The organism is Actinospica sp. (genome assembly GCF_035552695.1).
Lineage (GTDB): Bacteria > Actinomycetota > Actinomycetes > Streptomycetales > Catenulisporaceae > Actinospica.
In genome coordinates, this window is the sequence record NZ_DASZKT010000050.1 from 1 (window position 1) to 20896 (window position 20896).

Annotated in this window: 23 protein-coding genes and 1 pseudogene; 8 read left to right on the plus strand and 16 right to left on the minus strand. The window is 69.7% G+C overall.

What is annotated here, in order from left to right; genetic code table 11:
• A pseudogene (locus VG296_RS08055) lies at window positions 1–261 on the minus strand (lectin); the annotation flags it as partial.
• A 243-nt stretch (window positions 262–504) separates the two neighbouring features.
• Here VG296_RS08055 and VG296_RS08060 point away from each other — a divergent pair.
• On the plus strand, window positions 505–2037 hold the full coding sequence (locus VG296_RS08060; RefSeq protein ID WP_325564693.1) for a metallophosphoesterase family protein: 1533 nt from the start codon (window positions 505–507) through the stop codon (window positions 2035–2037).
• A 206-nt stretch (window positions 2038–2243) separates the two neighbouring features.
• On the opposite strand, the gene VG296_RS08065 is transcribed toward VG296_RS08060, so the two are convergent.
• Window positions 2244–2591, minus strand: a complete 348-nt coding sequence (locus tag VG296_RS08065; protein WP_325564695.1) for a hypothetical protein — start codon at window positions 2589–2591, stop codon at window positions 2244–2246.
• On the minus strand, window positions 2588–3070 hold the full coding sequence (locus tag VG296_RS08070) for a MarR family transcriptional regulator (protein ID WP_325564697.1): 483 nt from the start codon (window positions 3068–3070) through the stop codon (window positions 2588–2590). The genes VG296_RS08065 and VG296_RS08070 overlap by 4 nt, the downstream gene beginning before the upstream one ends.
• Window positions 3071–3242: 172 nt before the next feature.
• Between VG296_RS08070 and VG296_RS08075 the strand changes: the two genes are divergently transcribed.
• Window positions 3243–4100, plus strand: a complete 858-nt coding sequence (locus VG296_RS08075) for a hypothetical protein (protein ID WP_325564699.1) — start codon at window positions 3243–3245, stop codon at window positions 4098–4100.
• Here the strand turns inward: VG296_RS08075 and VG296_RS08080 are convergent.
• The 4 genes from VG296_RS08080 to VG296_RS08095 form a co-directional block, all read right to left on the minus strand.
• Entirely contained in the window at window positions 4081–5073 is a 993-nt protein-coding gene (locus VG296_RS08080) for a DUF3048 domain-containing protein (RefSeq protein WP_325564701.1), read from the minus strand. The genes VG296_RS08075 and VG296_RS08080 overlap by 20 nt on opposite strands.
• A 14-nt stretch (window positions 5074–5087) precedes the next feature.
• Complete coding sequence (locus tag VG296_RS08085; RefSeq protein WP_325564703.1) at window positions 5088–6353, minus strand: glycoside hydrolase family 3 N-terminal domain-containing protein; 1266 nt, start codon at window positions 6351–6353, stop codon at window positions 5088–5090.
• A gap of 33 nt (window positions 6354–6386) precedes the next feature.
• Window positions 6387–7076, minus strand: coding sequence for a 4'-phosphopantetheinyl transferase family protein (locus VG296_RS08090; protein ID WP_414641068.1), 690 nt, complete (start codon window positions 7074–7076; stop codon window positions 6387–6389).
• Window positions 7077–7157: 81 nt separating this feature from the next.
• On the minus strand, window positions 7158–8468 hold the full coding sequence (locus VG296_RS08095) for a glycosyltransferase (protein ID WP_325564707.1): 1311 nt from the start codon (window positions 8466–8468) through the stop codon (window positions 7158–7160).
• A 199-nt stretch (window positions 8469–8667) separates the two neighbouring features.
• Here VG296_RS08095 and VG296_RS08100 point away from each other — a divergent pair, with 199 nt between their 5' ends.
• The 4 genes from VG296_RS08100 to VG296_RS08115 all read left to right on the plus strand — a co-directional run bounded on the left by VG296_RS08100 (window position 8668) and on the right by VG296_RS08115 (window position 12074).
• Window positions 8668–9483 (plus strand): HEAT repeat domain-containing protein, encoded by an 816-nt coding sequence (locus VG296_RS08100; RefSeq protein ID WP_325564709.1) that lies wholly within the window; start codon window positions 8668–8670, stop codon window positions 9481–9483.
• Between the two features lie 54 nt (window positions 9484–9537).
• A complete protein-coding gene (locus tag VG296_RS08105) occupies window positions 9538–9861 on the plus strand; it encodes a multidrug efflux SMR transporter (protein WP_325564711.1) in 324 nt (107 codons plus the stop codon).
• A 31-nt stretch (window positions 9862–9892) separates the two neighbouring features.
• Window positions 9893–10456 (plus strand): hypothetical protein, encoded by a 564-nt coding sequence (locus tag VG296_RS08110; RefSeq protein WP_325564713.1) that lies wholly within the window; start codon window positions 9893–9895, stop codon window positions 10454–10456.
• Between the two features lie 121 nt (window positions 10457–10577).
• Window positions 10578–12074, plus strand: a complete 1497-nt coding sequence (locus VG296_RS08115; RefSeq protein ID WP_325564715.1) for a DUF2079 domain-containing protein — start codon at window positions 10578–10580, stop codon at window positions 12072–12074.
• Between the two features lie 27 nt (window positions 12075–12101).
• Here the strand turns inward: VG296_RS08115 and VG296_RS08120 are convergent, their stop codons facing one another.
• The 7 genes from VG296_RS08120 to trpS all read right to left on the minus strand — a co-directional run bounded on the left by VG296_RS08120 (window position 12102) and on the right by trpS (window position 17126).
• Window positions 12102–12485: a TIGR03618 family F420-dependent PPOX class oxidoreductase gene (locus tag VG296_RS08120; RefSeq protein ID WP_325564717.1), complete on the minus strand. Its 384-nt coding sequence runs from the start codon at window positions 12483–12485 to the stop codon at window positions 12102–12104.
• Between the two features lie 53 nt (window positions 12486–12538).
• Window positions 12539–13087, minus strand: a complete 549-nt coding sequence (locus VG296_RS08125; protein WP_325564719.1) for an SRPBCC family protein — start codon at window positions 13085–13087, stop codon at window positions 12539–12541.
• Between the two features lie 7 nt (window positions 13088–13094).
• Window positions 13095–13439, minus strand: coding sequence for an ArsR/SmtB family transcription factor (locus VG296_RS08130; RefSeq protein ID WP_414641067.1), 345 nt, complete (start codon window positions 13437–13439; stop codon window positions 13095–13097).
• A 59-nt stretch (window positions 13440–13498) separates the two neighbouring features.
• Complete coding sequence (locus VG296_RS08135; protein WP_325564723.1) at window positions 13499–13831, minus strand: 50S ribosomal protein L7/L12; 333 nt, start codon at window positions 13829–13831, stop codon at window positions 13499–13501.
• A 36-nt stretch (window positions 13832–13867) separates the two neighbouring features.
• Window positions 13868–15124 (minus strand): EfeM/EfeO family lipoprotein, encoded by a 1257-nt coding sequence (locus tag VG296_RS08140; protein WP_325564725.1) that lies wholly within the window; start codon window positions 15122–15124, stop codon window positions 13868–13870.
• 10 nt (window positions 15125–15134) lie between these two features.
• Window positions 15135–16019, minus strand: coding sequence for an alkaline phosphatase family protein (locus VG296_RS08145; protein ID WP_325564727.1), 885 nt, complete (start codon window positions 16017–16019; stop codon window positions 15135–15137).
• A gap of 114 nt (window positions 16020–16133) precedes the next feature.
• Window positions 16134–17126 carry a tryptophan--tRNA ligase gene (trpS, locus tag VG296_RS08150; protein ID WP_325564729.1) on the minus strand — a complete coding sequence of 331 codons (993 nt, stop codon included), beginning with the start codon at window positions 17124–17126 and terminating at the stop codon, window positions 16134–16136.
• A gap of 241 nt (window positions 17127–17367) precedes the next feature.
• On the opposite strand from trpS, the gene VG296_RS08155 reads away from it, so the two are divergent.
• Window positions 17368–18876 carry a M81 family metallopeptidase gene (locus tag VG296_RS08155; protein WP_325564731.1) on the plus strand — a complete coding sequence of 503 codons (1509 nt, stop codon included), beginning with the start codon at window positions 17368–17370 and terminating at the stop codon, window positions 18874–18876.
• 8 nt (window positions 18877–18884) lie between these two features.
• Here the strand turns inward: VG296_RS08155 and VG296_RS08160 are convergent, their stop codons facing one another.
• The gene (locus tag VG296_RS08160; RefSeq protein WP_325564733.1) at window positions 18885–19307 is read right to left on the minus strand and encodes a VOC family protein; all 423 of its coding nucleotides are present in this window, start codon (window positions 19305–19307) and stop codon (window positions 18885–18887) included.
• A gap of 55 nt (window positions 19308–19362) precedes the next feature.
• Here VG296_RS08160 and VG296_RS08165 point away from each other — a divergent pair, with 55 nt between their 5' ends.
• The gene (locus VG296_RS08165; protein WP_325564735.1) at window positions 19363–19995 is read left to right on the plus strand and encodes a TetR/AcrR family transcriptional regulator; all 633 of its coding nucleotides are present in this window, start codon (window positions 19363–19365) and stop codon (window positions 19993–19995) included.
• Window positions 19996–20078: 83 nt separating this feature from the next.
• Here VG296_RS08165 and VG296_RS08170 read toward each other — a convergent pair whose 3' ends face one another.
• The gene (locus VG296_RS08170; protein ID WP_325564737.1) at window positions 20079–20864 is read right to left on the minus strand and encodes a TetR/AcrR family transcriptional regulator; all 786 of its coding nucleotides are present in this window, start codon (window positions 20862–20864) and stop codon (window positions 20079–20081) included.
• Between the last annotated feature and the right edge of the window lie 32 nt (window positions 20865–20896).

Below are 20896 nucleotides of genomic sequence, written 5' to 3' on the forward strand. Positions count from 1 at the left end.
CATGTCGGGCCAGGCCTTGAGGTTCTGGTTGCTCGGCGACGGCGCCTGCGACTCGTTCTGGCTCCAGTGCCACCACGCGTTGATCGGCGCCCCGTCACCGATACACGCGAACCAACCCTGATAACCGACCGTGATCTTACCCACCACATCCCCGGGGGCGCTCGCCGCCGCGGCGGGCGACGCGGACAGCGCGCCGAGGGCGCCCTGAGCCACCGGCAGCGCGGCGGCGGAGATCAGCAGATTTCTGCGGGTAATGGACATCGTTGTCCCCTGAGAGGAGTGGTGAGGACGTGCAGGTGCTGGGGATCGTAGAACTTCGGATACAGGACCGCAATAATCGCAAGGAAGTTTCGAAACTCCGGCAAGGATCGCTGCAAGAATTTGCACACTGCCCGGCCTTCCCGACACGTTCGTCTCGGTTCCAGCGTGAGTTCACGCCGCCGTGCAAGGCTGGAAGCCATGAGTGGTGACTGCTGCGCGCTGAGCCGCCGTCAGATCCTCCGCATGGCAACCGTGGGAGCCGCGACGGGGATCGTCATTCCGGGGGCGACGATGAATCCGGCACAGGCGGCCGCGGCGCAGGCCGCGGGCGTGTATCCGCAGGACCTTGAGTTGGTCACGGTGACCGATTCGAGCTTCGTGCTCACCTGGTACACCGCCGGCTCGGCCGCGCCGGCGATACCGTACCAGCCCAGCCAGGAGCCGATGCCCGTGGCCACGGACGGGTACGTGCGGTACGGGACCGACCCGAACCGGCTGGACCGGATCGAGGTGCAGCGGGGCGGGGAGACGGCGTACCACTCCGCCGAGGTGACGGGGCTGCGGCCGGGGACGACGTACTACTATCAGGCTTTTTCCGCCGACGTGCAGGTGCCGGCGCGGCTGATTCCGGAGCTGACGTATCCGGCGGGCGGCGTCGTGGTGCCGACGAATCCGACGGATGCTCAACTGCTCCAACTGCTCGGCGAACTGCTGTCCTCGGGCGTGGTGAACTCGGCGGCTCCGGGCTCGATCACGACGCTGGTCCCGCCGCGCGGCAGGCACCTGTTCACGATCGCGCTGGCGAACGACCTGCACATCGGCGAGACCGTCAGCGGTCTGGTCATCGCGAACTTCCCGCCCGGATTCGAGCAGCAGCCGGGCCTGCCGCCGTACCCCGTCGTGATGACGGAGGCGATGACGCAGGACGCCGCGCGCCGTGGTGCGCACGCGCTGCTCGTCGCCGGGGACATCAGCTCGGCCGCGATGTCCGAGGAACTCGTCGACTCCAAGCAGCTGCTGGACAAGTTCGGCACGCTGCACCTGGGCGGCGAGCTCGGGCCGCGCAGCTACGTCGTCGCGCGCGGCAACCACGACCAGCCGAAGACCGGCGCCGCGTACGCGACGTGCGCGGCGGTGGACGGAGCGGCCGGCTACTTCGACTGCCTGCCCGCCGTCTACGACCTGCCTCAGGGCACGTTGACCCAGACCGATCTCGGCGGCATGCGACTCGTCGGCCTCGACACGACCACGCTGAACACGCCGAGCGGCGCCATCGACGACGCGCAGTTCGAGCAGTTGGCCGAGATCCTCGCCGAGAACCCCGATCAGCCGACGCTGCTGTTCGGCCACCACCCGGTGACCGACCAGGCCGCGCTGACGACGATCGCGGGCCCCGGCTTCGATCTCGACCGGACGGACGCCGCGCGGCTGGAGGCGCTCTACGCGGCGACTCCCGGAGTGTTCTTCCACCACAGCGGCCACACCCACCGGAACCGGTTCACGAGCTCGCCGGTCGCGACGAACGTCGAGTTCCTCGAGGTGGCGGCGACGAAGGAGTACCCCGGGGGCTTCGCGCTGCTGAAGGTGTACGAGGGCGGCTACATGCTCAACTTCTACAAGAGCGACACCGCGCTGGCGCGCCAGTGGAGCCAGACCTCGAGCGGCGAATACCTCGGCCTGTACCCGGCCTACACGCTCGGCACGACCGCGGACCGGAACCACGTCGTCAGCCGTGACTTCGGTTGCTTGGCCCCCCTTTCGGCCAATGGCCTGTGATCCGGCCGGGGCGAGGCGGTAGGTTGGGTCCATGCGTTGTCCTAGCACGAGCGGCCCGGGGGGCATAGCCGCACGCAGACTCAGGTCGGGTGTCCGCTCCGCCCGGTGCCGTCGTCCGCTGCGCAGCAGCACCGCGATCGGCCCACGGCACCGCTGCGCCGCCCGCCCGCGCCGCACCTGCAGCTAGCCAGTGATCCTCGTGCTGATCACGGAATTCGAGCACCGCTGAGAGACCCGGGCGTCGTCGAATACGCGGCGCACCAGCCGGGAGCCGATGCCGAGATCGTGCTTGTCCGGCTCCACCTCGACGTGCGGCAGGCGGGAGCGACGAGCGCCGTGGATATCCGTTGGTAGAACACGAGATTCGTGATCAGCCCGATGAGCCGCAGCAGGCAGTACGCGGCGCCCGCCCCGGCCGCGCCCACGACCAGCGCGAGCCCGGTGATCGGCAGCACGCGCGCGTTGAACGTGAAGTCGCCCAGATGCCGAGGCAGGGTCGGGGCCTGTTCCCGCCGCGCGGTCCCTGGGCTGTCCGTCGAAGCGCTGCCCGTCACAGCACCACTGGTCCCTTCGCCCCGGCCGCGATCGCCTCGCCCGCGAGCCGGACGAAGCCGCCGGCCGCGGCCGCCGCACGGTCCCGGTCGGTGGGAGACATCTCGTCCAGGACGGCCTCGATCAGCCGGTGCCGCCGCTCCAGCACGGCCGTGACGATCTCGCGCCCGGCCCGCGTCACCTCGACGGTCACGATGCTGCGGCTGTGCGGATCCGTCCCGCGCGCCACGTAGCCGGGCCCCTCGAGCTTGTCCACCATCCGGGTGACCGAGGACGCGGCCGTGCCCAGCGCCGCGGCCAGCGCCGTGCAGGAGACCCTTCCGAGGCCGTCGAGGGTGCGCAGCAGCCGGAACTGCGGCACCGTCACCGAGCTGTCCAGCACGTCCAGGCTCTGCACCGTGATCCCGACCAGCGCCTGCGTCAGCTGCTCGAACGCGGCCACGTCCGCCCGCGGCGCGGCGAGCGGCGTCTGTGTATCCATCTGATCCACACCGAGGATGCTTGCGGTAAGCAAGACTCGCAGTCAACAAGTGATCAACGAGCCCGTCAACTCTGAGCCGCGCCCGAGAGACTTTTAAAGAAACCCCTAAGAAGCCCCGTGCGCCCCCTCCCGTGACACGCCCGTTACGCGAACACTGGCATACTTCGGGGGCGTGAACGCAGTAGCCTCTGGCACCCCCCATTCCCACGCCCGCGGCCGGTCCCGGCTCACCGTGCCCGGCGCGCTGCGCGTGCCCGAAGTCGCACTGGTGTTCTGGGTGGTCAAGCTCCTGTCCACCGCGATGGGCGAGTCGACCTCGGACATGCTGGTGAACTCCTCGCTCGGTGCGCCGGTGGCGGTCGTGCTCGGATTCATCGTCTTCCTCGCGGCGCTCTTCATCCAGTTCAAGCAGGCGCGATACCGGGCCTGGAGCTACTGGCTGGGCGTGTGCGGCGTCGGCGTGTTCGGCACGATGGCGGCGGACGTCATGCACGTCGTCCTGCATGTGCCCTACACCGCGTCCTCGATCTTCTACGCCGTGCTGCTCGCCGTGGTCTTCATCAGCTGGAGCCGCGTCGAGAACACGCTGTCCAACCACAGCATCGACACCCCGCGCCGCGAGGGCTTTTACTGGGCCGCGGTCGTCGCGACGTTCGCGATGGGCACGGCGCTCGGCGACTTCACCGCCAACACGCTCAAGCTGGGCTACCTGCCCTCGGCCGTGCTTTTCGCCGTCGCCATCCTGATTCCGCTGATCGGCTGGCGCGTGCTGCGCTGGAACACCGTGTTCTGCTTCTGGGCCGCGTACGTGCTGACCCGACCGCTCGGCGCCTCGATCGCGGACGGCCTCGGCAAGCCGAAGAACGTGAGCGGCATGGGTATCGGCGACGGCCCGGTCGCGGGCGTGCTCGCCGCGCTGATCGTGATCCTGGTCGCCTACCTCTCGGTGACCAGGTCGGACGTGCAGAAGACCCCGACCCGCGCGCAGTCCGCGACGGAAGAGCCGGATCTCACGCGGGTTCGAGGATGATCCAGACCTGCCCGGGCGCGAAGTCCATCGGCTTCCCGCCGAAGGTGTAGCTCGTCCCGTCGGCGGCGGTCGGACGCGACCAGGATCCCGCGTACGACTTGCCGCCGCGCAGCACCGCGTCGGCCCCCGAGCCGACGGTCGGCGCGTACGGTGAGAGTTCGTTCGGCACGTCGTGGAAGCCGTGCGGCGAGGTGGTCTCGGCGACCTTCTGGATGACGATCGTGGGCGCGCCCATCCGGCCGCCGTCCGTGGTCTGCGCGGCGGCCCCGTCCATCGCGACCAGATACTTCCCACTGGCCGCGTCCCAGGTGAGGGTGAACGAGGCGGCGGGCATCCGGGCCGTGTACGAGCTCGTACCCACTCCCCCGGCCGGCGCCGCGCCGAAGCGGAAGCCGACGTCGTGCGCGAAGGCCGAGTCAGGGAACGTACTCATCACCGTGGCCGGATTCACGTACTCGTTGTACGGCGCGGGACGGCCGCCGCCGCGCGAGAACGCGTTCGGGAGCTGCGTCGGCGAGGAGTTGAAGACGTTCGCCTGTGCGAGCAGCGGCAGGAACTTCGTCAACGCGCCCGAATATGCGAAGGCGACCTTGCCGTACTGCTGCAGGATCGGCAGGTCGCTCTCCCGGGCGCTGCGCACCGGCCCGATCTCGCCCCCGGACGGCAGATGGTTCTCGTCGAAGATCGCGAGGAAGCGCGAGAGGCCGCCCTCGACCTCGATCGCGTAGACGACGTCCGCGGAGTCGATCCCCGTCTGCGGACGCGCGTAGACGATGTTGTCGATCTTCACCGCGATGATCCGTCCGGCCGCGCCCGGCAGCCCGGTCAGCGGACTGACAGCGGGACCCGCCGTGGGCGTGGCCGGGCTGTTCGCACTGCTCTTACCGTTGCCGCCGAGCAGAAGGGGAATCAGAATCGCGGCGAGGACGACCAGCGCCAGCACACCCGCGAGCACGACGCGTTTCCGGGTCACCCTCTGAGGCTACGTCACCCCAGCTTCGAGCGCAGCGCGTCGACCCTGGCCACGGCCGCGTTGAACGACGAGCTCGTCAGCTGCCCGCCCTGCAGCGCGGCGGCGAGCGACTGCGTGGCCTCCTCGCCCTGGCTGACGCTCCCCGAGGAGCACAGCAGCAGGTCCATGCCCGCCGACGCCGCGTCCACGGCACGCTGGCCTGGGCCGCCGTACGCCTTGAGCGCGACCGCCTCCAGCGCGTCGGTGATCGTCACGCCGCCGTAGCCGAGCCGCTGCCGCAACTCGCCCTGGACGATCGCGGACGACAGGCCCGCCGGGCGGTTAGCGTCGAGGGCCGGGTAGACCGCCCAGGAGACCATGATCAGGTCCACGCCGACGTTGATCGCGGCCTGGTACGGCAGCTCGTCCACCGAGCGCAGCTGGTTGAGCGGCTCGTTGAGCGTCACCGGCACGTTGTCGGTGTCCTGGCCGGCCGCGGCCGTGCCGAGGCCCGGGAAGTGCTTCGCGGTGGCCGCCACGCCGCCCTTCTGCTGGGCCGAGATGAACGCGGCCGCGGCGTTGGACACGATCGTGGGGTCGTTGCTGTACGAGCGCTGGTACTGGTCGATGAAGTTGCCCGGCACGGCGTACACGTCGAGCACCGGTGCCAGGTTCACGTTCAGGCCAGCGCCGGAGAGCGTCTGCGCGGCGCCGGATCCGGCCGTCGCCGCCGCCGAGGCGGGGTTGGACGATTCGCCGATGGTCAGCTGCGACTCGGTCGGGTCTCCGTCCGCGATGCGCCTCACCTCGCCGCCCTCCTGATCGGTCATCAGCAGCAGCGGCAGATGAACCGGGCTCTCCTGCTGCGCCGCCACCAGCGCCTTCGTCTCCGCGGTCAGCTGCGACACGCTCGGGATGTTCGAGCTGAAGAAGATGACGCCGCCGGCCTCGCCCTCCCGGATCAGCCTGAGCAGGCTGGACGGCACGGTCGTACCCGTGAAGGAGTAGATCACCCGCTGGCCCGCGAGCTGCACCGGCGTCAGATTCGCCGTCGACGCGGAGGCCGAGGACGACTGGGGACTCGCGCCCGACGACTTCGCGGCGGCCGAGCTCGACGCGCTCGTGTCGGACTGCGTCGCCGAGTTCGGGGTGGTCTTCGCGCTCGCGCAGGACGCGGTGGCGAGAACGCAGCTGAGCAGCAGTCCGGTGGCGGCCGCCGTACGGCGAGAACGTCCGGCGGGGCGGGGAGAGGCGGTCCGGGTACTGATGCGAGACTCCTTAGCTGGCTCGTCGCACGGCAATGGACGCGACGAGTGTAGAACGGATCACACGGGTCACCCGACCACCTCGCCGATCGCGGTGGCGATCAGGCCGCCGGAGACCGCCCAGCGTCCGGCGAATCCGTGGGGCACGCCCGACTCCATGGTCAGCAGCTTCGCCTCGAAGGTGCCGTCGAGCCGCAGGTCTACGTCGGCCTGTTCGAAGCCCAGCCAGCGGCGGGTCAGCGGGAACCACGCCTTGTAGACGGATTCCTTGGCGCTGAACAGCACCCGGTCCCAGTGCACGGCGTTGGGCACGTCGACGCCGAGCGCGGCGATCCGCTCACGCTCCGATTCGAGCGAGATCAGCTCGAGCACGCCCTCGGGCAGCGGCGCGTGCACCTCGGCGTCGATGCCGAGGGCCGGGATCTCGCCGCTGCGGGCCACCGCCGCCGCGCAGTAGCCCGCGCAGTGCGTCATGCTGCCGACCACGCCCTCGGGCCACTGCGGCTCGCGCTGCTCGCCCGGCAGGATCGGCACCGGCGGGTAGCCGAGTTCCTGCAGGGCGCGGCGGGCGCAGCGGCGTACCGCGGCGAACTCGATGCGGCGCTTGGCCACGGACTGCGCGATGTGCTCGCGCTCCTCCGGGAACAGGCCGACCTCGATCGTGTCGGGGTGGCCGGTGTCCATCCCCGCGCCCGCGGGCAGTTCGGGGATGACCGCCTGAGCCCAGCGGACCCGGTCCGGCAGCAGTCCTTCGAGCAGGGTCACGTCCTGGCCCACTGCTAACGCCCTTCCGAATCCGCTGTTCTCCAGGCCCCCGTGGCCCGAACAGTTCCGGGCAGCCTACGCCACGCCGATCGGCTCCAGCACCACCGGCGGCGGTACGGCCAGTGAAGCCGGGGTGAGCGTCACCGAACCCTTGATCGGCACCCCGGCGGGAGCGGGCCGCCGGACGGATTTGCGCTGCGTCTTCCGGATCAGCGAGCCGTAGGCCATGATCATCCGAGTGCGGCTGAACTTGTAACGATTGCGAGTCATGGCCTGGAAGAAGTGCGCGTGCTGGCCGAGCGCCTCGATCCAGGCGTAGGCCAGCGCGGCCGGCTCCGGCTCGGCGATCAGGCCGTGTCCGGCGACGATCGAGGCGCAGTCGCCGACGTCGGTGGCCACCGGGACCGCGCCGCAGAGCATGCCCTCGATCAGGCACAGCGGGGCGGCCTCGCCGAACGCCGAGGTGAGCGCGACCACGTCGGCCGCGGCGTAGATCGCCTCGGGGTCGTTGCGCACGCCGAGCAGGTGCACCCGGCCCGGCGGCTCGCCGCGCGGCCCGCGGGCCTGCTCGGCGGACTGGTCCACGGCGGCCAGGCCGAGCGCGGCGAGGTCGGCGAGCAGCCCGGGATTGGCGCAGGTCATCCCGGCGCCGCAGAGCATCACGTGCGCGTCCGGGCGCAGGGCGAGGAACTCGCGCGCGGCGGCCAGGAAGAGCGGGACGTTCTTCATCCGGTCGTAGCGCGCGGCGAAAACCACGACGGGGGCGTCGGCCGGGATGCCGAGAGCGCCGCGCACGGAGGCCCGATTGCGCCGGCTGGGCTTGAAGCGGCGCAGGTCCACGCCGTTCGGGATGACGTGCAGCAGCTCCTCCGGGACGCCCGCCGCGGCGTACGCGTCCCGGGTGGACTCGGCGCAGCAGACCGCGGCGGCCAGGTGCCCGGCGAACGCGGCCCCGCGCAGGTCCTCGAACGCGCTGCCCTGGTTCTCCGGATCGGAGCGGTGCAGGCACGCGATCACCGGTCGACCTTGCAGGTCGGCGCGGTTGACCAGGCCCAGGGGCTGCTCCTTGAGGGTGAGGATGACATCCGTCTGCGCGGCGAGTTCGGAGAACCTCTCGATCTCGCCGGCGGTGAAGGGTGAGCGCTCGTCGGCGCCCCGCCCCAGCGTGTGCACGGTCAAGCCCTGGCCCGCCAGCCGGCGATAGCACGCGTCCTCGTGCATCGGCTGGAAGGTGGCCTCGCGACGTACCTCATTGTGAATGCTCAGCAGGCTGTGCTGCTGACCGCGGCGCCCGTGTAGGCCGGTGAGCACATCCGAGTGCAGGATGCGCGCGCCGCCGCTGAAGAAGCCCTCATAGATGGAGAGCACCCGCATTGAACCGTTCATTGGCACATCGTGAGGGACAAGGCTGCGAAACGGGCGCCGCGGGCGCGCCGGAATCCAAAAACTTTCGGTGAACTTTGCCTCACTCGGCCTCGATCCACGTAGACCGTAACTCAGTTGCGCAGAAGTGAATGTATCGCCGCAATACCCGATAGACCCATAATGCGCGCGCGTATCGCCGACGCGGTGCCACACTGGGGCCATGTCTACGCTGCCGCTCCCGCCCGACCTGCTGGCCCGTCTGCTCGATTACGACGAGGACGACGAGCAGTCCAGCGAGACGCACTTCGACCGCATGGAGGAGGTCTTCGCGGCGCTCGACTCCACCGCGAACCGGCTGGGCCTGGCGCAGGCGTTCTGGGCCGAACCGGAGGAGCCGGTGCGCGCGCTGGGCTTCGACCTGCTGGCCGTGCAGGCGCACCGCTTCGACTGGCATGTTCAGCCGTTGATCGAGGCGGCGGACGCCCTGCCGCTGGACGGCACCGGTCGGGCCGGGCTGAGGCTGCGCCGCGCGGCGGCGAACGCGCTGGCGTGCATCGTGGACGACCCGCGGGTGCTCGGGCCGCTGCTGCGCTTCGCCGCGGACCAGGATCCGGTGGTGCGCTGGCAGGTCGCCCGCGGCATACCGGTCGATGTGGATCCGCTGCCGCAGCAGGCCGTGGACGTCCTCACGACCCTGATCCGCGACGAGGACTCGGACGTGCGCGACTGGGCCGCGTTCGCGCTGGCCGTGCGGGAGAACGACACGCCGGAACTGCGCGACGCGCTGGCCCGGCTGCTGTTCGACGCGGACGAGGACACGGCGGCCGAGGCGGCGTACGCGCTGGCCCGCCGCAAGGACCCGCGCGTGCTTCCGGTGCTCGAGCGTGCGCTGAAGCAGCCCTCGGTCGGCAAGCTGTACTTCGAGGCGGCCGCGGCGCTCGGGGACCCGGCGTTGCTGCCCGCGTTGCGGGAGCTGAAGGACGGCGGTTTCGGGGACGTGGACCTGGACCGGGCGATCGAGGCCTGCGGCGGCTGATCCGCTCGGCCGCCTGCGCTCGCGCGGCGCGGCACCCGCGCCTAGCCTCGAGGTATGGCGTGGCTGCTGGTCGTGGTCGCCGGTCTGTTGGAGACCGGTTTCGCGGTGTGCCTCAAGAAGTCCAACGGCTTCTCCCAATTGCTGCCGACCATCGGCTTCTGCGTGTTCGCGCTCAGCTCCTTCGCGTTGCTCACGCTCGCGCTGCGGCGTCTCGAGGTCGGCCCGGCGTACGCGGTGTGGACCGGGATCGGCGCGGCGGGCACGGTCGTCTACGGGATGCTCTATCTGAACGAGGCCACGTCCATGCTGAAAATCACCGCGGTGGTGCTGATCCTGGTGGGCGTGATCGGCCTGAATCTCTCCGGTTCCACGCACTGACGGCGCCGGACCGAGCCGCTATCGTCAGCACGTGGACAATCGACGTGCACTGCTGATCGGCAAGCGGTCGTCAGTGCTGACCAGGCTCGCGGCGGCGCTGGCGGAGCGCGGCATCGAGGCGGAGACCACCCGGGAGCTCGACGGCGGCGCGGCCGTGCGCTCCGGCGGCTACGGCGTCGTCGCGTTCGGCCGGGCGGTGCGGTCGGCGGACCGCGAGCGGATGCGCGAGCAGTTGCGCGAGGCGGATGCCGACGTCGTGTTCGTGGACGGATACGCGCCGATCATCCCGCTGCTCGTCGCCCAGTTCGAGCAGGCCCTGGACCTGCGCCCGCTGGGCCGGCGCACGATCGTGGACGCGGCCGCGCGCGGCGGCATCGTCGATGTCGAACTCCGTGGGCCGTGCAATCTGCGGATCACCGCGTACCGCTTGGACGCGCTCTACCGGACGCGCGAGCGCGTCGTGTTCGACCGGGAGGTCGAGGCCGGGGCGCACTCGGCCGCTCTCGGCGCGCGCACCGCGCGCTCGCGCACCGCGTTCGTCGTCATCCGGGCAGGTGACGAGACTGCCGCGCTCCCGCACTCCCCCGCCGACTGACGCTTACATATTCTCATAATGAGAATTGCAAGGCTTGGCGGGGTGCGGGTGGCGGGATCCTCATCGAGCCCTTATTCCGCACTCAACTCCTTGAAGTCTCGTCCGCATAGCGTCGGCGCCCGTGCCGACGACGATCGTGATCAGTGTGACGAGACTGCGCCGGGCTCTGTCCGCGGCGCTCCGTTCCCCGTGCAGCTACCTGGTGGCCGCCGCCGTGCTCGGCTACGGGGCCTTCGCAACACTCGAATACGAGCGACACGGCTCGGCGGTCGGCGCCGTGGACCTCGGGATCTTCTATCAGGCCGTGCAGGGCTGGGCATTTCACGGCAACCCGTACGTCGCCATCAAGGGTTTTTCGCAACTCGGCGACCACTTCTCGCCGGCGTGGGCCGTGCTCGCCCCGCTGCTGTGGATCTACAACTCGCCGTACATGCTGGTCTTGGCGCAGGTGGTGCTGCTCTCGCTGTCCGGGGTGCCCGTTTACCTGGCGGTGCGCCGCATGTGGGGTCCGTGGCGCGCGACCGGCCTGACGGCCGCATACCTGGCCAGCAGCGGAATTCAGCACGCGATCGCGTTCCCGGTGCACGAGGTGATGTTCGCGACGCCGATCATCGCCTGGGCGCTGGAGCGGATGTGGGCCGGGCGTTGGACGTCGGCGACGGTGCTGATGTGCAGCCTCTGCCTGGTCAAAGAAGATCTCAACCTGATGACGGCCGCGTTCGCGATCCTGGCGCTGCTCGGCAGGAAGTGGCGGCACGCGGCGTTCCTCGCGGTCTGGGGCGCGGCACTGTATCTGATAACCGTTAAGTTCCTCATACCGGAATTCAGCCCGCAGGGATACACCTACCTGGGTCAGTACACGACGACGCTCCACGCATCGAATTCGTTCCAGCTCTTCCTGAATATCATCGAGCACCCAAGAAACACGATTCATCTGCTCATCGGCAATCATACGAAGCGCGAGCTCTGGTATATCCTGTTCGCGCCGGTCGCGTGCCTGGCCCTGGCATCCCCGATCACGCTGCTCGCCGCCCCCGAACTGCTCTCCCGGTTGCTGTCCTCGGATTCCGCGCTGTGGAGCTCGAGCTTCCACTATGACGCGCCGCTGATGCCGATCATCTTCCTCGGCGCCGTCGACGCGCTGCCGCGGCTCGGCAGAATCGTCGCGCTGTACGTCGACGAGGCGAGAACCAACCAGACGCTGCGCTGGGCGAGCACGGGATTCGTCGTCATCACGCTGGCAATGACGCTGAATCTGTGGGACCGCCTCCCCATAGGCACCTGGCTCAGGAAACCGTCGACCTACGAGGCGAGCGCACAGTGGAACCAGGACCTGAACGAGGCCGTCTCCGTCGTCCCGAGCGGCGTCACCGTCGAGACCACCAACCGCGTCGGCGTCCCCCTGCTCACCCGCGACACCGTCACCATCACCGCCGACCGCCCGTCCGGAACCTGGGCCGTATTCGACCTCACGGCATTGGGCGGCCGGACGGAGGTCAGTTCGGTGCCGTATGTCACCGCGATGCTGCACGACGGCTGGCACCTCGTCAGACAGGACGGCTCGATCGTCGTCCTGCACGACGGGGCCCGCGGCGCGACCGCACCGGCGAACCAGTGATCCGGCCGCCCCGCCGCAAGCCGCCCGCTAGCTGATGCCGACCGTCTGCCGCTCCGGCTCGATGACCCCGACCACGCGCGCCGCATCCCGGCTGTACGCCTGCCCGATGTACTTGGTGGCCAGCTCGTCGACGATCGGCCAGGCCGCGTCCCCCTCGATCCACTCGACGACGCGCCCGCGCACGATCACCGGCATGTACGGGTTCTCCGCCGTCGTCAACGACAGCGCCACCCGCGGATCGCGCCGCAGATTCCGCGCCTTGCGCGAATTCGGCCCCGTAATGAAGATGATCTGATCATCGCGGGTGCCGATCCACACCGGCACGGTGTGCGGCGACCCATCGGGCAGCACGGTCGCCAAGTGCGCGACCGAGGTGCTGTCGAGCGCACTGCGTACCTCGGGAGTGAGCATCTGGAGTTCCCCTTTCCAGACCGATATTCGGGCGACTCCAACCCTAGCGGCCGCTACTCCGCGCGGCCCGGGATCGCCGCGCCGTGCGAAATCCCGGCGGCGACATAGGCGTCGTAATACTCCTGCCACGAGGGCGAAGCGGTCGTGTGCAAGCCGGAGGTCGCGCCGCCGGCGAGGAGCGTGTCCAGTTCGCGCAGGCACATGCTCCACCCCGCGCCGTTGCGCGCGGCCGTGTCCTGCGCCTCCAGGAGGTCGGTCAGGATCAACCGGCATCGGCCGGTGTCGAGGGCTTCGAGCTCGAAGCGCAGTTCCGAGCCGCCCCAGCTGAACGCCAGCCGCCGCGGCGGCTCGTACTCCAGCACGCGGCCGGTGAAGTCGGGAGGGTGCGGATTGCCGCTGAACGCGACGACTCCGCCGACACGCGGCTCGATGACCGTATGGAACGGGAACCACTGCTTCAGCTGTTCCGGCTCGGTGACCGCGGACCAGACCCGCTCGATGGAGTGCGGATACGTCCGCGCGAAACGCACCGCCGGGCGCCCCTCCTGCACGACGTAGCTTCCGAGGTCGTCGCCGGCCTGCGGACGGTTCGACTCATTCATCAGACTCCTACCTTTCCTTCGCCGGATCCGCGTCGGCGTACGTCTCGTCCAGATGCAGGCCGAGCGCGTCCAGCCGCTCGTTCCACAGCTCACGGTAAGGCGCCAGCCAGCCGTCCAGCCCGATCAACGGCGCCGGATCCAGCGCGTAGATCCGGCGCTGCGCATCCGCGGACGCGCGGACCAGGCCCGCCTCCCGAAGCACCTTCAGGTGCTTCGAGACGGTCGGCTGCGCCAGGCCGAGCGCGGCGGCCACCTCACCCACGGTGCGCTCGCGCACGCGGAGCAGGTCGAGCACCGCCCGCCGGTTCGGCTCGGCGAGCGCCGCCCATGTCGTCTCCAACGCGCTCAGCATATCGCCAGTATGCCTCACCGGCAATATTGCCGTCAAGGAATATAGTGAGCCCAGGGGGGTCAGCGGCGCCGGTGGTGGCTGGGGTCGAGGGCGTCGACGTAGTCCTTGGCCTCCTTGAGGCCGACTCCGGTGGCTTCGCGGTAGAGCTTGATCGCCTGGATCTTCTTGCCGTCCGACAACGCCTCGTAGAACGCGCGGGGCAACCGGGGGTCGGCGGAGAATGCGGGCATGCCGGGGACGGCGTCCCGGGGCTCGCCACCGCCGACGGCGGGCGGCGGGAGGAACGGCGGAGGGGCCAGGAAACCCTCTCCGCCGTTCAGGCCGAGGTGCCGGTAGAGCATGGCGACCTGGTATTCGAGGCGTTCGATGCGCTGGGCGGTTTCGAGGTCCATGGAGCGATGGTAGGGACGTGCCGCCTTACGCGGCGGCTACGCGTTGGTTCGCGGGTAGAGCAGCGCGGGGACGCCCGACAGGGTCTCGAGCAACTCGCCCAGGTCGGCGTCGAGACGTTGGCGTCCGACGACGGACAGGGCAGTGACCGGCAGCCAGGTGCCGCCGCCGAGATCCGAGCCAGCCAGATCCGCGCCGCCGAGATCCGAACTGACGTGATCCGAACTGACGTGATCCGAGCTGAGGTCCCGTTGGAGCGCGGACAGGCCCTGCTGAGCGTCGGTGAGAAGCTGCGGATCGGCGCGGGTGATCAGCGGCGCCAGGATGCCGATCAGTTCCTCAGTCCCCTGAGTGTTCGCGTAGATCGTGGCCAAGGTCGTACCGCTGCCGTAGTCGGCGATGCCGGTGAGTTGGAACTGGAGTGCGTTCTCCAGGATTTCGTGGGCACGCAGCGAGAGGTCACCTGGATCCACTTCCTCGCTCGGGAAGTCCTGCTGCAGGCCGGCCACGTTCGCGACGAGGGCCTTCGTCAGCGCCCTGACCTTCGCCGTCGGCTCGCCGTGCCAGAGCGCGTATTCGGTCGCGAAGAAGCCGGTCCAGCTCGTGTCGGCGACGCCGTCGGGGAGGCCGTTGGCCATGCCGTCGATCTCGTCGTCGAAGTCGCCGAAGGCGTTGTACGCGGCGCCGAGGCGTTCGTAGTCGAGGTGCGCGGTGAGCCAGGCCTGCTTGGCCGCCGCGACGTTGCCCGCTGCCACATCGGCGTCGAGGGCGCGGGAGTCGGCGAGCAGCTTCGGGAGCTGGGATTCGACCCACGCCGAGTACTGGTGGACCGGGGTCTGCAGGTCGAGGTCGGGCAGCGCCACGTATCCGGGTACTGCTTCGGCGGTCGTGCCGGTGACGCGGATCGCGGACGAGGTGCCGAGCATGCCGCCGCCGAAGACGCAGCGGACGGAGTAGCTGCCCGCGCCGAGGTCTGTGGCGAGAGGGAGCGTCGCATGCGGCGCGAGGTCCTGGATCTCCGCGTAGACCGTGCCGATGTCGCCGCTCGCCACGACGTATACGTTCACGAAGTCACGCGAGTCGTCGGTGACCTGGAAGGTGACGGGGCCCGCGGCGAGGCTGCTCGGGGGCGCGCCGCAGCGGCCCGGCGTCTGGGCGAGGTCGAGGGCGTGCGGGGCGTCGGATGCGTCCGCGGCGACGGCGGAACCTGCCGCCGCCGCGAACGCGATCGCCGCCGCCAGCACGCCGATCCGCAGCCGAGGGCCGCCGGAACGGCGCGTGGTTCGTTCGATCACTGAGACCCGCTCAGCCCCAGATGTCGGTGATCGTGGTGGCGCCGGAGCTGCTGCCGACCTCGGCCAGGCCGTACATCGTCTCCAGCGTCGCGAGCACGTTGTAGTGGTCGACGTTCTCGTCGTACGTGCCCGTGGTGACGCCCGCGCCGTAGAAGATCGTCGGGACCTGGTTGTTCTCGGTGTAGTCGTCCTCGTCCCACGTGACGATCAGCAGGCTGTTGTTGCTCTTGGCCCACGTCGCGTACGCCGAGAGGTTGCTGTTCAGCCAGGTGTCGGCCGCCGAGATCGTGCCGTCGTGCATGTCGTCCTCGAGGTTCGGGATGACGAAGGACACGGTCGGCAGGCTCGAGTAGTTCGAGGAGCTCGGGAACGAGGAGTACGGCAGCGAGTCCGAGGTGGGCACGTTGCTGAAGTTGATCCACGGCGAGTGCTTGCGGGCGTACTCGCCCGAGGTGCAGGTCGTGGAGCCGGTCTTCGGCAGGCCCTCCGAGTAGCCCGCGAAGGTGTAGCCGGCGCCGAGCAGCTCGGAGCCGAGGTTCGCGGTGGTGCCCTCGCTGACCGGGCACTTGTCCGAGCTCAGGCCGAAGGTGCTGCCCGCGAACAGGGCCATGTAGTTCGGCTCGCTCGGGTGCGAGACGGCGTACGACGAGGTCATCAGCGCGCCGTTGTTCGCGAGCTGGTTGAGGTAGGGCGCGCTGCTGTTGCCGATGATGTCGCTGTAGGAGTGGTTCTCCTCCATGACGATGACGACGTGCGAGTACTGCGGGATCGAGGAGGCGGCGAGCTTCGTCGCGGGCGCGGCGGGGTGACCGCCGGGGACCAGGGCGAAGGCGGTGACCAGTCCGGTGACGCCGAGGATGGCGGCGGGCAGGGCACTTCGCAGGCTCAGGCGCATGGGTAGCTCCGTGGGTTGGAGACGGCAGAGTCCTTACCTAACGGATACTCCTCAAGACGGGTGCCGTCCAGCTTGCCGACACACGTCGGAAACATGAACTTTGCTGGGAAAGAATCAAGGTTCGAGCAGCCCGAGCGCCCGCTTGACCGCGCGCACCTTGGCCCCGGCCAGCTCGCGGGCCTGTTCGGAGCCGCGGCGGAGCACGGCCATCACGTGCTCGTCGTGCGCGTCGAGTTCGTCGTAGCGCTTGCGGATCGGCGCGATCGTGCCGACGACGGCGTCGGCAACGGCCGTCTTCAGCCCGCCGTAGCGGTCGAAGTGCGCTGAAAGCTCGCGCGGGTCGCCTCCCGTACACGCCGCCAAGATGTCGAGCAGGTTCGAGACACCCGGCTTGGCCTCCGGGTCGTAGCGCACGTCGCTCCCGGTGTCGGTAACCGCGCGCATCACTTTGCGGCGCAGGGCTGTCTCGTCGTCCAGCAGGAGCAGCACTCCTGCCGCGGACGCGCTGGACTTGCTCATCTTGTCCTCGGGCGACGCCAGGTCTTTCAGGCGGGCGGCCACCGGCGGGTTGACCACGCGCGGCAGCGTGAAGGTCTGGCCGTAGCGCGAATTGAAGCGTCCTGCGATGTCGCGGGCGAGCTCGACGTGCTGCTTCTGATCCTCGCCGACCGGGACCTCATCCGTGTCATAGAGCAGGATGTCCCCGGCCATCAGGATCGGATAGGTCAGCAGGGACATGCGCACGTGCTGCTGCTTCGCGGACTTCTCCTTGAACTGGATCATCCGCTGGGCCTCGCCGTATCCGGTGGCGCATTCGAGCAGGTAGTGGATCTCGGCGTGCTGCGGCACGTGCGATTGGACCAGGAAGACGCACTGGTCCGGGTCCGTGCCCGCGGCGAGGAGCAGCTTCGCGAACTCGAGGGTACGTCGCCGTACGGTAGCGGGGTCGTGTTCGAGGGTCAGGGCGTGCAGGTCGGAAACGAAGATGACGGTCTCGGCGGGGTCGGCAGCGAACCGCTGAGCCTCGACGATCGGGCGGATGGCGCCGATCAGGTTGCCGAGGTGCAGGTCGCCGGAGGGGGTGAAGCCAGTCAGTCGGCGGGCCATGAGTGTTCCCTACGTCGCAGAGGGTTTGTCTACCGGTGCCGGATAGCTGCCGGACGGCTGCGGACGCGGGAGAATGCGAAACGGCCGCCCGGAGTGGGCGGCCGCGAATGCTCAGGATGCGCGGAAGTATGGTGCCGCCCGGTTAGGGGCGCCACCAGCTACGGAGCTGAGTCGCGTTGCGCATGTCGTCGATCGTAGCACTGCGCGACGTGCGAGCGGCGGAGCGGAAATAATCGTGCGCATGACCCACCGCAAGCCCGTCGCCCGCCCGCTGATCGCCATCGCCGGCCTCGGCATCGAGTCCTCGACCTTCTCCCCCGCGCGTACGCACGCCCCCGCGTTCCACCCGCAGCGCGGCGACGAGATCCTCGGACGGTACCCCTTCCTCGCCCCCGGCACCGCGCTGCGCGAGGTCGCCGAGTGGAGGGGCGCGCTGCTCGGCAAGGCGCTGCCCGGCGGAATCGTCGCGGCCGAGGCGTTCGCGGAACTCTCCGACGAGCTGATCGAACGGCTCGCCGCGATGCCGCCGCTCGACGGCCTCTGGTACGACATCCACGGTGCGATGACCGTCGAAGGGATCGACGACGCCGAGGCGCTGCTGCTCGCGCGGATCCGCGACGTCATCGGGCCGGACGTCGTCGTGTCGACCTCGATGGATCTGCACGGCAACGTCTCGCGCGAACTCGTCCACCAGAGCGACCTGATCACCTGTTACCGGATGGCCCCGCACGAGGACTACCTCGACACCAAGGAACGCGCGCTCCACAACCTCGTCGAGCTGCTGACCTCGGGCGCGCCATTGCCGGTCAAGGCGTGGATTCCGGTGCCGGTGCTGTTGGCCGGGGAGCAGACCTCGACCCGCATCGAGCCCGCGCGCGGCATCTACGCGGCCGTGCCCGAGGTGGAGGCCGAGGACGGTGTGATCGACGCGGCGATCTGGGTCGGCTACGCGTGGGCCGACGAGCCGCGCAATCGTGCCGCGGTCGTCGTCACCGGCCAGGACGAGGCGGTCGTCACGGCAGGAGCCGGGCGCTTGGCGCGCGCCTTCTGGGACGCTCGGCGCGAGTTCGCGTTCGTCGCCCCGACCGGCAGCTTCGGCGACTGCCTCGACGAAGCGCTCGCGTCCACGGCGCGGCCGTTCTTCGTGAGCGACAGCGGCGACAATCCGACCGCAGGCGGCGCGGGCGACGTGACCTGGGGACTGACTCGGCTATTCGCCCGACCCGAGTTCAAGGATCCCGGAGGACCGGTCGTCATCTACGCCTCAGTGCCAGGCCCGCAGGCGGTCGACGAAGCGGTACGTGCCGGGGTCGGCGCGACCGTGACCGTGACCGCGGGGGCCGCCGTGGACGATCGGCACGCGGGTCCGCTCATGATGACCGGCGTCGTGCACGCGATCCGGCACGGCGACCGTGACGCCGAATCGGAGGTCGTGCTCCGCGTCGGCAGTGTGCACGCGATCCTCACGCGACTGCGCAAGCCGTACCACCACGAGCATGACTTCACCGATCTGAACCTCGACCCGCGTTCCGCCGCCGTCGTCGTCGTGAAGATCGGCTACCTCGAGCCGGAGCTGTTCGCGATGGCGGCGGACTGGCGGCTCGCGCTCACTCCGGGCGGCGTGGACCAGGACCTCACCCGGCTCGGCCATCACCGGATCCTGCGGCCGATGTTCCCCTTCGATCCGGAGATGGCGGAGCCGGATCTCAGTGCTCGCATCATTCCGGCGTCGGACCAGCCGCTGGGCTAGGCCGTGCATCAGACCTGTGAGGTTTCGATCAGTTCGAGGAGGTTGCCCTCCGGGTCGGTGATGTAGGCGTAGCGCATGCCTTCGGTCACGCCGGGGGCGGGCGGCGAGACCGTGGCGGCGCCGCATTCGCCGGTCAGGCGGGCGAAGGCGGCGTCGAGGTTCGCGACCTGGAGCGCGAGGTGGGTGAAGGTCTGCGCGGCGGTGGCGGCGAAGGGGTCGGTGTGCGCGACGGGGCTCGACGCGGGACGTTCGACGAACTCCACGCGCACAGCGGCCGTGGCATCGCTCAGGACGACGGTGCGCACGCCCGCCTCGGGCATCTCCAAGCGCTCGTCGACGTGGGTGAGCCCGAAGGCGCCGCCGTACCAGGCCTCTTGGGCGGCCAGGTCGGCGACGGAAAGGCTGATGTGGTGGAACCGGACTGCGGTCATCACGACTCCCGTGGTTAATAGCTTTCACCTGGTAAGTGGTGTTAACCTTAGTGCCATGAGTTCTCCTGTCAAGCCGCGACCCGTCGGCCACCACCACGGCGACCTGCGCAACGCCCTGCTGCGGGCAGCCCTCGCCCTGGTCGGGGAACGCGGCCCGCACGGGTTCACGCTGGCCGAGGCCAGCCGCCGGGCGGGGGTGAGCGTCGCGGCGCCGTACAAGCACTTCGCCGACCGGGAGACGTTGCTGGCCGAGCTCGCCATCAGGGGATACCGCGGGCAACGCGACCGCTTCGCCGCGGCGGTGAGCGGCAGCGCGGATCCCTGCGAGCAACTGGCGTCTTTCGCGGCCGCCTACGTGCGCTTCGCCGCCGAGGAACCGGCGTTGTTCGACATCACCTTCAGCGCGGGCCTGGACAAATCCAGGTTCGCCGAGCTTTCGGCGGCCGGTGACGAGGTGTCCGAACTCCTGCTGCCGATCGTCCGTCGGCTGGCCCCGGCCGGGGATACGGATACGGATACGGACGGGGACGCCGCGCTCGACCTACTGCTGCGCGTCGCCGCGTCCGCGCACGGCCTCGCCGTGTTCCTGCGCCAGGGCCTTTTCGGCATCGGCAGGGGCGCCCTCGCGGACACGGAGGAGAAAGCCGCGCGCACGGCACGCGCGATCGTGCGAGCGCGCGGCGTCTGACTTCTACGCGAACGAGGCCCGGCGCGAAGCGCCGGCGAAGCACCGGGCCGTACGCGAACCACAAGCCGGAAGGCGGCCCGGCCCTATTCCTGATCCGCCGTCAGAAACAGCGGCATCGAGGAACTCGGCGTGCTCGGGTAGTGCACCGACTTCGACGCCGCCGCTCCCACCGCCCCCACCCTCGCTCCGGGCGGCACCGCCAGGCCGAAGGGCGTGAGCACGTAGTACGCGAGCGAGGGCAGCAGGTCCGGCAGGTCCGTCGCCCTTCCGATCGCGATGCGCTGGTAGATCGCCGCGTAGACGCCGCCGATGACGGTGTCGATCACGGTGCCGCGGTCCACCTGCTTGGGCAGCTCGGGCGCGCCCGAGAAGAAACCGCGGAAGCGGTTCAGCAGTTCGGCACGCTTGCGCCGCGCATCCGCGCCGACCATCTCGATTTCCACGATCGCCGCCTCCGCGAACGCCGGAGTGCCCGCGAGAATCTCCAGCAGGCTTTCCAGATGCCGCCACACCGCCGAGTGCCAATCGTGCGAACCCTCGCGGTATTCGCGCTCGAGCACTCCCAGCAGCAGATCGGTGCCGCGCGTGTAGGCGGCCAGGAACGCCGCCTCCTTTCCGTCGAAGTGCTCGTAGAAAGCCGGCCGGGTGACGCCCGCGGCACGGCAGATCTCGGTCACCGTCGCGTTCGCGTAACCGTGCGCGGCGACGGTCCGCACCAGACCGTCGTACAGCCGGTCGCGCTGCGTGGCCAGGATGAACTCGCGCGGAAGCCGGCTGGGCCCGCGCTTGATGGCACGCTCCGGATCACGGCCGTCCCGGCCGCCTGGCAGTTGGATCGCGAGCTCTTTCTCAGCTCTCGCGGCAACCATCGATATCGACATCATTGTCCCCTTCAGTTCCC